General features: G+C 50.5%; 13 protein-coding genes. 10 read left to right on the top strand and 3 right to left on the bottom strand.

Annotated elements, in window-relative coordinates; genetic code table 11:
* Position 1 precedes the first annotated feature (1 nt).
* The 6 genes from citX (at position 2) to uspG (ending at position 5,031) form a co-directional block, all read left to right on the top strand.
* Positions 2 to 553: a citrate lyase holo-[acyl-carrier protein] synthase gene (gene citX, locus M2374_RS00455; protein ID WP_181688376.1), complete on the top strand. Its 552-nt coding sequence runs from the start codon at positions 2 to 4 to the stop codon at positions 551 to 553.
* Positions 525 to 1,430, top strand: a complete 906-nt coding sequence (gene citG, locus M2374_RS00450; RefSeq protein ID WP_117342211.1) for a triphosphoribosyl-dephospho-CoA synthase CitG — start codon at positions 525 to 527, stop codon at positions 1,428 to 1,430. Before citX ends, citG begins: the two co-directional genes overlap by 29 nt.
* Before the next feature lie 23 nt (positions 1,431 to 1,453).
* A complete protein-coding gene (citT, locus tag M2374_RS00445) occupies positions 1,454 to 2,917 on the top strand; it encodes a citrate/succinate antiporter CitT (protein ID WP_115259113.1) in 1,464 nt (487 codons plus the stop codon).
* Positions 2,918 to 3,040: 123 nt separating this feature from the next.
* Positions 3,041 to 3,847 carry a ribonuclease I gene (rna, locus tag M2374_RS00440; protein ID WP_115259114.1) on the top strand — a complete coding sequence of 269 codons (807 nt, stop codon included), beginning with the start codon at positions 3,041 to 3,043 and terminating at the stop codon, positions 3,845 to 3,847.
* Between the two features lie 146 nt (positions 3,848 to 3,993).
* Positions 3,994 to 4,404, top strand: a complete 411-nt coding sequence (rnk, locus tag M2374_RS00435; RefSeq protein ID WP_003022104.1) for a nucleoside diphosphate kinase regulator — start codon at positions 3,994 to 3,996, stop codon at positions 4,402 to 4,404.
* Between the two features lie 198 nt (positions 4,405 to 4,602).
* Positions 4,603 to 5,031 carry a universal stress protein UspG gene (gene uspG, locus M2374_RS00430; protein ID WP_096757918.1) on the top strand — a complete coding sequence of 143 codons (429 nt, stop codon included), beginning with the start codon at positions 4,603 to 4,605 and terminating at the stop codon, positions 5,029 to 5,031.
* A gap of 130 nt (positions 5,032 to 5,161) precedes the next feature.
* Here the strand turns inward: uspG and ahpF are convergent, their stop codons facing one another.
* Entirely contained in the window at positions 5,162 to 6,727 is a 1,566-nt protein-coding gene (ahpF, locus tag M2374_RS00425) for an alkyl hydroperoxide reductase subunit F (RefSeq protein ID WP_181688377.1), read from the bottom strand.
* Positions 6,728 to 6,968: 241 nt separating this feature from the next.
* Positions 6,969 to 7,532 (bottom strand): alkyl hydroperoxide reductase subunit C, encoded by a 564-nt coding sequence (gene ahpC / locus M2374_RS00420; protein WP_181688378.1) that lies wholly within the window; start codon positions 7,530 to 7,532, stop codon positions 6,969 to 6,971.
* 371 nt (positions 7,533 to 7,903) lie between these two features.
* On the opposite strand from ahpC, the gene dsbG reads away from it, so the two are divergent.
* The 4 genes from dsbG (at position 7,904) to M2374_RS00400 (ending at position 11,751) form a co-directional block, all read left to right on the top strand.
* Positions 7,904 to 8,650 carry a thiol:disulfide interchange protein DsbG gene (dsbG, locus tag M2374_RS00415; RefSeq protein WP_153880595.1) on the top strand — a complete coding sequence of 249 codons (747 nt, stop codon included), beginning with the start codon at positions 7,904 to 7,906 and terminating at the stop codon, positions 8,648 to 8,650.
* Positions 8,651 to 8,854: 204 nt separating this feature from the next.
* A complete protein-coding gene (locus M2374_RS00410) occupies positions 8,855 to 9,760 on the top strand; it encodes a DNA-binding transcriptional repressor CitR (RefSeq protein ID WP_117342209.1) in 906 nt (301 codons plus the stop codon).
* A gap of 165 nt (positions 9,761 to 9,925) precedes the next feature.
* Positions 9,926 to 11,149 carry a phosphoadenosine phosphosulfate reductase gene (locus M2374_RS00405; RefSeq protein ID WP_181688379.1) on the top strand — a complete coding sequence of 408 codons (1,224 nt, stop codon included), beginning with the start codon at positions 9,926 to 9,928 and terminating at the stop codon, positions 11,147 to 11,149.
* Positions 11,134 to 11,751: a ParB/RepB/Spo0J family partition protein gene (locus tag M2374_RS00400; protein ID WP_096757924.1), complete on the top strand. Its 618-nt coding sequence runs from the start codon at positions 11,134 to 11,136 to the stop codon at positions 11,749 to 11,751. Before M2374_RS00405 ends, M2374_RS00400 begins: the two co-directional genes overlap by 16 nt.
* Here M2374_RS00400 and M2374_RS00395 read toward each other — a convergent pair whose 3' ends face one another.
* Positions 11,752 to 12,912 carry a pyridoxal phosphate-dependent aminotransferase gene (locus tag M2374_RS00395; protein ID WP_259153288.1) on the bottom strand — a complete coding sequence of 387 codons (1,161 nt, stop codon included), beginning with the start codon at positions 12,910 to 12,912 and terminating at the stop codon, positions 11,752 to 11,754.
* Positions 12,913 to 13,033 lie beyond the last annotated feature (121 nt).

Here is a 13,033-nt window from a genome sequence, read left to right as displayed (position 1 = left end):
CATGCGCCTGCTCCCTGAACATGCCACCTGCCACGCGGTTTCTATTCCCGAGCTGCTCGCCAGCCGCGATGAGAGACAAGCACGGCAGCATGCCTGGCTCACCCGCCACTGCGCGCCACTGGTCTCTTTTACCGTGGTCGCACCGGGTCCGATTAAAGACAGCGAACTCACTCGTCGCATTTTTAATCACGGTATCACTGCCTTGCTCACGCTGGCGGAAAAATCGGGCTGGATAGTCAGGGAGCAATCTACGCGGGTTTCTGCCAGCGGGCCGGAAGGTCTGTTGTCTATAGAGGCCCCGGCACACGACCTCAAGCTCGCCACCATAGAGCTTGAGCATTCACACCCGCTGGGACGGTTATGGGACCTCGATGTCCTGACTCCGGAAGGAGAAATCCTGTCTCGCCGTCATTTCACGCTCCCTGCCCGCCGCTGCCTGCTGTGCGAGCAAAGCGCAGCCGACTGCGCGCGGGGTAAAACCCACACGCTTTCCGAGTTACTTATTCGCATGGAGGAACTGCTGCATGATGCCGATTCCCGCAACATCGACTAAATCCGCCGTTCTTCCTCAGGATTTACCAGAAGCGTACGCGACGCTCGCGTGGCGTGCCATGCTGACGGAAGTCAACCTGTCTCCCAAACCCGGTCTGGTGGATCGTATTAACAACGGCGCGCACAAAGACATGGCGCTGGATGACTTTCACCGCAGCGCCGAGGCGATCCACGCCTGGCTGCCGCGTTTCGTCGAATACGGGGCCTTCAGCGCGCAACTGGTACCTGAAGATGTGCTGAAAGGACTGCGTCCGGTGGGGATGGCCTGCGAGGCCGAGATGTTTCGCGCCACTGCCGGGGTGAACACCCATAAAGGCAGTATCTTTTCGCTGGGATTGCTGTGCGCCGCCATTGGTCGCCTGCACCAGCTCAGCCAGACCGTCACACCTGAAACCATTTGCTCTACAGCAGCAGCCTTTTGCCGCGGCCTGACCGAGCGCGAACTGCGCCAGAACAATCAACAACTCACGGCTGGCCAACGTCTGTATCAACAACTGGGATTAACCGGGGCTCGCGGTGAAGCCGAAGCGGGCTATCCATTAGTGATCCACCACGCGTTACCGCACTACCGCGCGTTGCTGGCTCAGGGTCGCGATCCTGAACTGGCATTGCTCGATACCTTACTGCTGCTTATGGCAATCAACGGCGATACCAACGTAGCTTCCCGCGGTGGCGCTGAAGGTCTGCGCTGGTTACAGCAGCAATCTGCCACATTATTGCAGCAAGGGGGAATTCGCACCCCCGCCGATCTCAATTACCTGCACCAGTTCGATCAACAGTGCATTGAACGCAACCTCAGTCCCGGGGGCTGTGCCGATCTGCTGATTGTCACCTGGTTCTTAGCTCAGATTTCACAAGTTCATCATTATCACCATTAAAGATCCTTTCCGGAGAATCATTCATGTCTTTATCAAAAGATAGTATATGGAAGTTACTGGCCCCGCTGGTCGTCATGGGTGTCATGTTTCTTATCCCCGTCCCTGATGGAATGCCCCCGCAGGCCTGGCACTACTTTGCCGTGTTTGTTGCCATGATTGTCGGTATGATCCTCGAGCCAATCCCGGCAACAGCGATCAGCTTTATCGCCGTGACAATTTGCGTTATCGGCAGCAACTACCTGCTGTTTGATGCCACAGAACTGGCGGACCCCACCTTTCACGCCGGCAAACAGGCGCTGAAGTGGGGTCTGGCTGGCTTCTCCAGCACCACCGTCTGGTTGGTGTTTGGTGCGTTCATCTTCGCACTGGGTTATGAAGTCACCGGTCTGGGTCGTCGTATCGCGCTGTTCCTGGTGAAGTTCATGGGGAAACGTACCCTGACACTGGGCTATGCGATTGTTATAATCGACATCCTGCTGGCGCCATTTACACCGTCGAACACCGCGCGTACCGGTGGTACCGTTTTCCCGGTTATCAAGAACCTGCCGCCGCTGTTTAAATCATTCCCTAACGATCCATCAGCACGCCGTATCGGCGGTTATCTGATGTGGATGATGGTGATCAGTACCAGCCTGAGTTCCTCTATGTTCGTTACCGGCGCTGCGCCAAACGTACTGGGTCTGGAATTCGTTAACAAAATTGCCGGTATTCAGATCAGCTGGCTGCAATGGTTCCTCAGCTTCCTGCCAGTCGGTATTATTTTGCTGATCGTTGCGCCGTGGTTATCCTACGTTCTGTACAAACCCGAAGTCACTCACAGTGCAGAAGTTGCCGCATGGGCCGGTGACGAACTGAAAACCATGGGTAAACTGACCCGTAAAGAGATGACCCTGATCGGTCTGGTGCTGCTGAGCCTGGGTCTGTGGGTATTCGGCGGCAAGCTGATTGATGCCACCGCCGTGGGTCTGCTGGCGGTTTCTCTGATGTTGGCTCTGCACGTGGTACCGTGGAAAGACATCACCCGCTATAACAGCGCATGGAACACGCTGGTCAACCTTGCCACCCTGGTGGTAATGGCCAACGGCTTAACCCGTTCCGGTTTTATCGACTGGTTCGCTAACACCATGAGCTCACACCTGGAAGGCTTCTCGCCTAACGCGACCGTGATCGTGCTGGTGCTGGTGTTCTACTTTGCTCACTACCTGTTTGCCAGCCTGTCTGCGCATACCGCGACCATGCTGCCAGTAATTCTGGCGGTCGGTAAAGGGATCCCGGGCGTGCCAATGGAGCATCTGTGTATTCTGCTGGTGCTGTCCATCGGTATCATGGGTTGTCTGACACCGTATGCCACCGGCCCTGGCGTGATCATCTACGGCTGTGGTTATGTGAAGTCCAAAGACTACTGGCGTCTGGGCGCCATCTTCGGCGTTATCTATATCGCCATGCTTCTGCTGGTCGGCTGGCCGATTCTGGCAATGTGGAGCTAATCGTACTTCTTAGTCCTTAGCAAAAACGCGTAACGAAAATGATGCCGCTCAGCTAAACCTGAGCGGCTTTTTTTATGATTTAATAGATGACATTCAGAAATTATATAAGTATCCGAATTCATCATGACATCGACATGGCGTTATTGCTCTTTGCTGACGGCACTTCTGCTGCCGGTTTCTGCGGCCCAGGCCGAACAACTTCAGGCAAAACAGTACGGTGACTTTGATCGCTATGTGCTGGCGCTCTCCTGGCAAACCGGTTTTTGTCAGAGCCAACACGAACGTAATCGTCAGGAACCCGACGAATGCCGCCTGCAAAAAGAAACCGCAAATAAAGCAGATTTCCTGACCGTTCACGGTCTGTGGCCTGGCCTGCCAAAATCGATTGCTGCCCGCGGTGTAGATAATCGTCGGTGGATGCGCTTTGGCTGCGCCACACGCCCTATACCAAACCTGCCGGAGGCTCGTGCCAGTCGCAAATGCGCCGCGCCAGAAACGGGGCTTTCGCTGGAAAGCGCCGCAAAACTGAGCGCTGTGATGCCCGGCGCTGGCGGAACATCGTGTCTCGAACGTTACGAATATGCCAAGCACGGCGCCTGTTTTGGTTTCGATCCTGACGCGTACTTTGGCACTATGGTGCGAATGAATAGCGAGATAAAAAATACCGAACTCGGCAAATTTATTGCCGACAATTACGGAAAAACCGTCAGCCGCAACGCATTTGACGCCGCCGTCGCGAAAACCTGGGGTAAAGAAAGCGTGAAGGCAGTGAAGTTAAGCTGTCACGGTAATCCGGCCTACCTGACTGAAATCCAGTTTACGCTCAAGGCAGCCACCATTAATGCCCCGCTTTCCGCAGCATCGTTCCTGCCGCAAGCGCATCCTGGAAACTGCGGCAAGCAGTTTATCCTCGACAAAGTCGGTTATTGATCGCCTGAATGTGAACTAAATCACTTCAAACCTGGGGTAAGTCTCAGTATCATCATAAAAGCTAAACCCTTGCCGCCTGACGGTGAGGGTTTTCTTTTGGGATTATTTACCTGCGCACCCGCAGTATCGACGACATGGAGTAATAAATGTCCAGACCAACTATCATCATTAACGACCTCGATGCTGAGCGCATTGACCGCCTGTTGGAGCAACCTGCGTTTGCGGGTTTACCGATTGCTGACGCCTTAAACGCCGAGCTGGATCGCGCCCAAATGTGTTCTCCAGAAACCATGCCGCACGATGTCGTCACCATGAACAGCCGCGTGAAATTCCGCAATCTGAGCGATGGTGAAGTCCGAGTGCGTACCCTGGTGTATCCGGCCACGATGACCGACAGCAGTACTCAACTGTCGGTGATGGCCCCGGTAGGTGCTGCCCTTCTGGGTCTGCGCGTTGGCGACACGATCCACTGGGAACTACCAGGTGGTACATCAACCCATCTCGAAGTCATCGAACTTGAGTACCAGCCTGAAGCTGCGGGCGACTACCTGCGCTAACTCTGTTATAGCAAAGCTACTCGCTTTATCTTACAGGGGATGCTTACGCATCCTCTTTCCGATGATATCCCCGCCCCTCATTGACATTATTGCTGCTTTCCCTTTCCTGCTCGCAAAACATAAATCTGTGTCGTGACTGACAGAATCATTTTTAATACTATGCTGTTATGTGTTCATGTAATGACAAGGAGAATGTTTATGTACAACACAATCATAATGCCTGTTGATGTATTCGAAATGGAACTGAGCGACAAGGCTGTTCGCCATGCAGAATTTCTGGCACAGGAAAATGGGATTATCCATCTTCTGCATGTGCTTCCTGGCTCCGCCAGCCTGAGCCTGCATCGTTTTGCTGCTGACGTTCGCCGTTTTGAGGAACATCTGCAGCACGAAGCGGAAACCCGCCTGCAAACGATGGTCGGTCACTTCAGTATTGATCCTTCTCGCATCAAACAGCACGTTCGCTTTGGTAGCGTACGTGATGTAGTCAACGAGTTGGGCGAAGAGCTGAACGCCGATGTGGTGGTCATTGGATCGCGCAACCCATCAATCAGCACCCATCTGCTGGGTTCTAACGCCTCCAGCGTAGTCCGCCACGCCACCCTGCCGGTGCTGGTCGTTCGTTAAAAAAAGGGGCTACCTTTCGGTAGCCCCTTTTTATTCCGCATCGATGTTATTTCACCGAATCGGTAAGCCTGAAACGCGTTTGCGACCTCAGGCATTTTCCTTCTTTTGCAGGTGAGTCTTACTTTCTTTCTTATTGTACGGTGGAGCGAATCAGGTAATCAAAGGCGCTCAGTGAGGCTTTTGCACCTTCGCCGGTAGCTATGATTATCTGTTTGTACGGCACGGTGGTGCAGTCACCCGCAGCGAAAACCCCTTTCACGCTGGTTTCACATTTGGCATCAATAATAATTTCGCCCATGCGATTACGCTCAACGGCACCTTCCAGCCAGTTGGTGTTTGGCAGCAGGCCAATCTGCACAAAAATACCCGCCAGTTCCACATTGTGGACGTCGCCGCTGACGCGATCGCGGTATTCCAGACCGGTCACCTTGCTACCGTCACCCTTCACTTCAGTAGTTTGCGCATTCAGAATAATGTCGACGTTTTTCAGGCTACGCACTTTATTTTGCAGAACCTGATCAGCCTTCATTTCCGGCGCAAACTCAAGCAGCGTCACATGTTCAACTATACCGGCCAGATCAATAGCCGCTTCAACGCCCGAGTTACCGCCGCCAATCACCGCCACGCGTTTGCCTTTAAACAGTGGGCCATCACAGTGCGGGCAATAGGTTACGCCTTTGGTCCGATACTTATCTTCGCCCGGTACGTTCATGTTGCGCCATTTGGCACCGGTGGCAATAATAATGCTGCGTGCTTTTAGCACCGCGCCGGAGGCCGTTTCAATCTGGTGCAAGCCGCCTTCCTGCGCAGCAGGAACCAACTTGCTGGCGCTCTGGCTATCAATCACATCAACATCATAGTCATCAACATGTGCTTTCAGCGCGCCTACCAGTTTTTGACCTTCGGTTTTCGGCACCGAGATATAGTTTTCGATATCAACGGTATCCAGCACCTGACCGCCAAAGCGTTCACCCATCAAGCCGGTACGAATACCTTTACGTGCGGAATACACTGCCGCCGCCGCCCCTGCAGGACCCGAACCGACGATCAGCACATCATAGGCATCACGTTTATTCAGCTCTTCTGCCGCGCGCTTCTCAGCACCGGTATCGACTTTGGCGACGATTTCCGTCAGCGTCATACGCCCCTGACCAAACTCTTTGCCGTTCATATACACGGCCGGAACACCCATCACGTTGCGATCGGTAATCTCATTCTGGAAAGTACCGCCATCAATCGCCGTATGCTTGATACGCGGGTTCAGCACCGACATCAGGTTCAGCGCCTGCACCACGTCAGGACAGTTGTGGCAGGACAGTGAATAATAGGTTTCAAACTCAAAATCGCCATCGAGATCGCGGATCTGCTCCAGCAGAGACTGCGCTTCTTTTGACGGATGACCACCGGTCCACAGCAGCGCCAAAACCAGAGACGTAAACTCGTGGCCCAGTGGAGAACCGGCAAAACGCGGTCCCTGGTGAGAACCTGGATTAGTAATCAGAAACGATGGCTTACGTACTGCCAGCGTGTTGTCTTCTTTAAAGGTTACTTTCTCTGACAGTTCAGCAATTTCAGTTAGCAGTTCCTTGATTTCTGCCGATTTAGCGCTGTCATCCAGCGTAGCAATCAGCTCAACAGGTTTGGTCAGTTTCTCAAGGTAAGCCCTGAGCTGGGTTTTCATATTTGTGTCGAGCATTGTTCTTCCCTCTCTGAAAACATCATCATGCAAGCCGATTTCACGGGACTGCATCAATGCAACTTGCGTCATGATGCTGGAATAAAATGGGCGCGCCTGCGCCCATGACTGACGTAATTTCCTAAGTATTTCGCGTCAGAGCAAGGCGGCTAGCCTGATAATCCCCGGAAGCTCACAGAAGTAAGTGACCGGGGTGAGCAGGCGACGCCAACACGGCGATGACGTGAAAGACGACGGAAATTTAGATTTTACCGACCAGGTCCAGGGACGGCGCTAATGTAGCTTCACCCTCTTTCCACTTCGCCGGGCACACTTCGCCAGGGTGAGAAGCGACATACTGCGCGGCTTTAATTTTACGTAGCAGGTCAGACGCATCGCGGCCGATACCTTCAGCGGTAACTTCGATCGCCTGGATGATACCCTGCGGGTCAACAACGAACGTTGCGCGGTCAGCCAGACCTTCATCTTCACGCATGTTGTCGAAGTTACGGGTCAGGGCGCCAGTCGGGTCACCGATCATCGCGTATTTGATTTTGGCGATGGTGTCAGAGCTGCTGTGCCAGGCTTTGTGCGTAAAGTGGGTATCGGTAGATACAGAGTAAATGTCTACGCCCAGCTTCTGCAGTTCTTCGTAATGGTCTGCCACGTCGCCCAGTTCAGTCGGGCATACGAACGTAAAATCAGCCGGGTAGAAGAAGAAAACACTCCAACGACCTTCGATATCTTTCTCGGTAACTTCGATGAACTCACCGTTTTTGAACGCCTGGTTTTTGAAAGGTTTAATTTTGGTATTAATCAAAGACATCTGTACTTCCTCCGTGTTTTCGTTGAGGGATAAGTTAACGAAAATCTTTCATCAGGGCTAATGCGTTTCCTTTATCAAATCAATAAGCGTTAACTAACAACCGACTCAACAAAATGTTGTGAAACCGTAGCAAAAAGTAAAAAGGCCCCCTTTGCAGGGAGCCCATTACCCGAGTTACCCGCAGATAACTTCAGTGCCAGCGGACTGGCTAAGTGTTGCGCTCTACATTACCTTAACAAAGGTTGTAACAGCGATTGGGATTACATCACCCCACTCAAGAAAGGGCAATCGACAGACCGTCGGTCTTACCTATGGCTGTGATAGGTTTTGCAATTCAGCCCCCTTTCCTTTTGATTTTATAAGGAAAATCAATGTTTAAACGTACATTACTCTTCGCTTTGCTCCCTGCCGTCGTGCACGCCGAAGAACTCCCTGCCCCGGTAAAAGCCATCGAAAAACAGGGCATTACCATCCTCAAGCCGTTTGACGCGCCAGGTGGAATGAAAGGTTACCTGGGAAAATACCAGGATATGGGAGTGACTATCTATGTCACGCCTGACGGGAAACACGCCATTTCCGGCTACATGTATAATGAAAAAGGCGAAAACCTCAGTAATACATTGATAGAAAAAGAAATCTATGCACCTGCAGGCCGTGAAATGTGGCAGCGCATGGAAAAAGCGTCGTGGATTCTGGACGGGAAAAAAGACGCGCCGATTATTGTCTATGTTTTCGCCGATCCCTTCTGCCCATATTGCAAACAATTTTGGCAACAGGCACGTCCATGGGTTGATTCAGGAAAAGTACAACTCCGGACATTGTTGGTCGGCGTAATCAAGCCCGAGAGTCCGGCAACCGCCGCAGCAATTCTGGCCAGCAAAGATCCGGCTAAAACATGGCATGACTATGAGGCCTCTGGCGGTAAACTCACGCTGAAAATGCCAGAGACGCCCCCTTCCGAGCAGCTGAAGGTATTGAATATCAACCAAAAATTGATGGATGACTTGGGCGCTAACGTCACGCCGGCAATCTACTACATGAGCAAAGACAACACATTACAACAGGCCGTCGGGCTGCCGGATAAAGAAAAACTGGACATTATAATGGGTAATAACTAAAACTAATATTATGAGTGATTGTTATCATTCTCATTTCAATCACTCATGATGCATTTTCTACTCGTCAAATTAATACTGACTGTGATACTTTAGTTTAAGTTAACTATTCATTAAGCGTATAAAAGATTCTTAAAATAAATAATTTGCAATTCAAATATATAAAAATGAAATATTTCCACATAAAATAACAATGAGAATATACATATGGCTAACCTCTATGACCTTAAAAAATTCGATCTCAACCTATTGGTTATTTTTGAGTGTATTTATCAACATTTGAGTATCAGTAAGGCCGCCGAAACGCTGTATATCACACCATCCGCCGTAAGTCAGTCGTTGCAAAGACTACGCACACAGTTTAATGACCCTCTATTTATTCGGTCTGGTAAAGGGATCACGCCTACGGTGACAGGCATCAACCTGCACCATCATCTTGAGCAAAATCTTAACAATCTGGAGCAAACGATAAATATCATGCATAGCTCCAGCCTGAAAAAGAAGTTTGTCATTTACTGCCCACAACTTGTTACCGGTTTTAATATAAGAGAGTTAATTCATTATCTGAGAGAGGATGCCGATGTCGAAATTGAACATCATGATATATTAATGTCAGCAGAAACGGCTGAAAACATATTGGCTTATCGCAAAGCAGATCTGGTCGCTACTATTGTACCCGTGCGCAATCGTTCCATTATCTGCGCCCCGTTCAAAACCATCGAAGGTGTATTGGTTTGCAGTAGCAACCACCCCAGAATAAATGCTTCAAGCACACTTAAACAAGTACTGGAAGAACAGTTTACCTCTCTTCTCTCTGAAGAACTGGGTATGAAAGAGTACCAGTCAAAAACTAACGAATTTATGGCCAATCGTAATATAGGGTTTAGCAGCGACTCTCTTATTTCAATTACCAACGTCATTTCCAGCACTGATATCATCGGTATTATTCCCAGAGTCATTTTCGAGCACTACGCACCTATTTTCAATCTAAAAGAAATAGATATTGGTATAAAGATACCGTCAGCCGAACTTTTTCTGATGTATAATCGCGCCTCACTTAACAACAGCGGTTTTGCTGAATATATAAAAAGAATTATACCCGAGAGCGAATGAGCCAACATCGTTTATTTTTTAATTCAATGCATGCGCGATATGAATCAATGGAACCCATACACCAAGTAAATATATTTAAAAAAGTTGCGTGACCCGTAAATTAGCATATCTTATTGCAACCATTTATTATGTATAAAAATAATAAAGTTACGACCTGAGCTTGATATGTCTGTTTATAAAATACCGCTAAGTAAAAATGTACTTGAAGCCGCTCAGGAGCGCATTACGTGGACGCTGGAAACGCTGCCGCGCATTTGTGTTTCATTATCAGGTGGCAAAGATTCAGGGGTGATGTTGCATCTGACGGCCACACTGGCCCGTCAGATGCATAAAAAAATTCACGTATTATTTATCGACTGGGAGGCCCAGTTTTCCTGCACTATCGACTATGTGCAGGCATTGCGCGAACATTACTCCGACGTTATTGAACGGTTTTATTGGGTCGCCTTGCCGTTAACCACGCAAAATTCACTCTCGCAATTTCAGCCGGAATGGCAGTGCTGGGAGCCGAATACGCAATGGGTTCGTCAACCGCCAGCAGATGCCATTACCGATCCCGAGTTCTTCCATTTCTATCAGACCGGAATGACCTTTGAACAATTCGTTCGCGAGTTCGCTGACTGGTTTTCAGAAAAGCGGCCGGCCGCAATGCTGGTCGGGATCCGTGCCGACGAGTCATATAATCGCTTTGTCGCGATTGCCAATTCACATAAGCAGCGGTTTGCCGATGATAAACCCTGGACCACCGCCGCGCCTGGGGGACATACCTGGTACATTTATCCCATCTATGATTGGAAAACGGCCGATATCTGGACCTGGTTTGCTAAAACCAATATGACATGCAACCCCTTGTATAACCTGATGTACCAGGCCGGTGTCCCGACGAGATACATGCGCATTTGCGAGCCCTTTGGCCCGGAACAACGCCAGGGCCTTTGGCTCTATCACGTTATTGAACCGCAGCGATGGGCAGCCATGTGCGCCCGCGTGAGCGGCGTTAAAAGTGGGGGTATTTATGCCGGTCATGACAACCATTTTTACGGACACCGGAAAATATTAAAACCGGAACATTTAAGCTGGCAAGAGTACGCCATGCTGCTACTAAACAGCATGCCAGAACAGACAGCTGAGCACTATCGCAACAAAATCGCCGTCTATATTCAGTGGTATAAGAAAAAAGGTATGACCGATATCCCGCAAAATCAAGACGGTGATATTGGGTCCAAAGATATCCCCTCATGGCGACGGATCTGCAAAGTCCTGCTGAATAATGATTACTGGTGTCGGGCGCTTTCTTTTAGTCCAACAAAGTCAAAAAGCTACCAACGCTATAACGAACGCATGAAAACAAAACGTCAGGAATGGGGGATTTTATGCAACAACGATTAACACAGGAGCTCCTCGGTTTTCTTTCTGAACTCCCCGAAAAAGAGCGAATTGAGGCCATAAATGAATTCAGAATAGCCATCCACAGCGTCAGTCCTTTTCGCGAAGAGCCGGTAGATTGTGTGTTATGGGTCGAAGGAAATCATATTACGCCTAACGACTACAACCCTAATAACGTGGCGCCGCCGGAGAAAAGACTGCTGCTGAAATCCATCGAGGCAGATGGATTTACCCAACCCATCGTTGTGGTTCACTCAACGGAAGAAGAATATGAAATCATTGATGGTTTTCATCGACATGAATTAGGCAAAAGCAAACCCTCGCTGAGATCCCGACTAAAAGGTTATTTACCCATCACCTGCTTGCAGCGTGAACGCCATGAACGCATGGCGGCAACGATTCGTCACAACCGTGCTCGCGGACGGCATCAAATCCACGCCATGTCTGAAATTGTCCGTGAATTATCACTCCTCGGCTGGAGTGAAGAAAAAATCGGTAAAGACCTCGGGATGGACAGTGATGAGGTATTACGTCTCAAGCAAATCAACGGTCTGCAAGAATTGTTCGCCGACCGCCGATTCTCCAAAGCCTGGACGGTGAAGTAATTACAGCACGGCCAGGCGTTCTGCTGCTGCCAACAGCGTCGATTCCTGCTTGGCAAAACACAGGCGAATCAACTTGTGTGGGAAAGGATCGGCGCAAAAAACCGACAGAGGGATCGCTGCTACCCCCACCTCTTTGGTCAGCCACTGGCAAAACGCCACATCATCGAGATCCGAGACGGCACTGTAATCGATCAGCAAAAAATACGTCCCTTCGCAGGGCAAAATGTCCAAACGACTGTCACGGAGTGCGTTCACCAGCACATCACGTTTTCGCTGATAAAACGCGGGCAGGTCGCGGTAATGCGTTGGGTCGGCCCGCAGCATAGCCGCCAGTGCCAACTGCGCTGGCGTATTGACCGAGAAGGTCAAATACTGGTGTACCTTACGTAATTCGACGCTGATGTTTTTTGGCGCCACACAGTACCCGACCTTCCAGCCGGTCATATGGTAGGTTTTGCCGAATGATGAGACCGCAACCGCACGCTCGCGCAGCTGCGGATGTGCCAGCACGCTGTCATGCCCTTGCGCGGCAAAGCAGATGTGTTCATAGACTTCATCGCTTACCACAAAAATATCGCGTGCTTTAATGGCCTGCCACAGCGCATCAAAGTCTGCTTTTTGCCAGACGGAGGCAGAGGGGTTATGCGGTGTGTTGAGGATCACCAGTCGGGTCCTGTTGCTCAACAACGCGGTAAATGCCTGCCAGTCCACGCGAAAAGATGGCGGCTGCAGCGCGATACGTTTAACCACACCACCAGATAGCGCCACCGCGGGCGCATAGCTGTCATAGCTCGGGTCAAAACAAATCACCTCATCGCCGGGTCGCACTAAGGCCGTAATCGCCGAGTACAATGCTTCCGTCGCTCCCGCCGTCACCGTAACCTCACTGTCAGCATCCGGTTTATAGCCGTATAACTCGGCGGTTTTGTCGGCGATGGCTTCACGCAGCGGCTGCACACCTGTCATGGGGGCATATTGGTTCGCCCCTTGTGCTACATGGTACGCCAGGCGTTCTTGCAGATAGTGTGGGCCGTCAAAATCCGGGAATCCCTGCGACAGGTTAATCGCCTGATGTTCCTGCGCCAGGGCGCTCATTTGCGAGAATATGGTAGTGCCTAAATTGGGGAGTTTGCTTTGCACAATCAGCGAGTTATTACTCATTATTGTTATCCTGACGTGTGATGTTGTGGTTGAAGCCACTATAACACGATGTTAGTATTTGGCAATCAAGACGTTTAGACGTCTATATAAAAATAACCTGCGTGGACAGGACAGCCAAAAG

The sequence above is a fragment of the Citrobacter sp. JUb117 genome (assembly GCF_024809055.1).
Taxonomy (GTDB): Bacteria; Pseudomonadota; Gammaproteobacteria; order Enterobacterales; family Enterobacteriaceae; genus Citrobacter; species Citrobacter gillenii.
The sequence above is the reverse complement of the archived record's forward strand: the minus strand, read 5'-3'. Positions and strand labels throughout refer to the sequence as shown.

Excerpts from the sequence above, each read along its gene's own strand:
- citX (WP_181688376.1), top strand. The coding sequence starts at position 2 with ATGCGCCTGCTCCCTGAACATGCCACCTGCCACGCGGTTTCTATTCCC.
- citG (WP_117342211.1), top strand. The coding sequence starts at position 525 with ATGATGCCGATTCCCGCAACATCGACTAAATCCGCCGTTCTTCCTCAG.
- citT (WP_115259113.1), top strand. The coding sequence starts at position 1,454 with ATGTCTTTATCAAAAGATAGTATATGGAAGTTACTGGCCCCGCTGGTC.
- rna (WP_115259114.1), top strand. The coding sequence starts at position 3,041 with ATGACATCGACATGGCGTTATTGCTCTTTGCTGACGGCACTTCTGCTG.
- rnk (WP_003022104.1), top strand. The coding sequence starts at position 3,994 with ATGTCCAGACCAACTATCATCATTAACGACCTCGATGCTGAGCGCATT.
- uspG (WP_096757918.1), top strand. The coding sequence starts at position 4,603 with ATGTACAACACAATCATAATGCCTGTTGATGTATTCGAAATGGAACTG.
- ahpF (WP_181688377.1), bottom strand. The coding sequence starts at position 6,727 with ATGCTCGACACAAATATGAAAACCCAGCTCAGGGCTTACCTTGAGAAA.
- ahpC (WP_181688378.1), bottom strand. The coding sequence starts at position 7,532 with ATGTCTTTGATTAATACCAAAATTAAACCTTTCAAAAACCAGGCGTTC.
- dsbG (WP_153880595.1), top strand. The coding sequence starts at position 7,904 with ATGTTTAAACGTACATTACTCTTCGCTTTGCTCCCTGCCGTCGTGCAC.
- M2374_RS00410 (WP_117342209.1), top strand. The coding sequence starts at position 8,855 with ATGGCTAACCTCTATGACCTTAAAAAATTCGATCTCAACCTATTGGTT.
- M2374_RS00405 (WP_181688379.1), top strand. The coding sequence starts at position 9,926 with ATGTCTGTTTATAAAATACCGCTAAGTAAAAATGTACTTGAAGCCGCT.
- M2374_RS00400 (WP_096757924.1), top strand. The coding sequence starts at position 11,134 with ATGCAACAACGATTAACACAGGAGCTCCTCGGTTTTCTTTCTGAACTC.
- M2374_RS00395 (WP_259153288.1), bottom strand. The coding sequence starts at position 12,912 with ATGAGTAATAACTCGCTGATTGTGCAAAGCAAACTCCCCAATTTAGGC.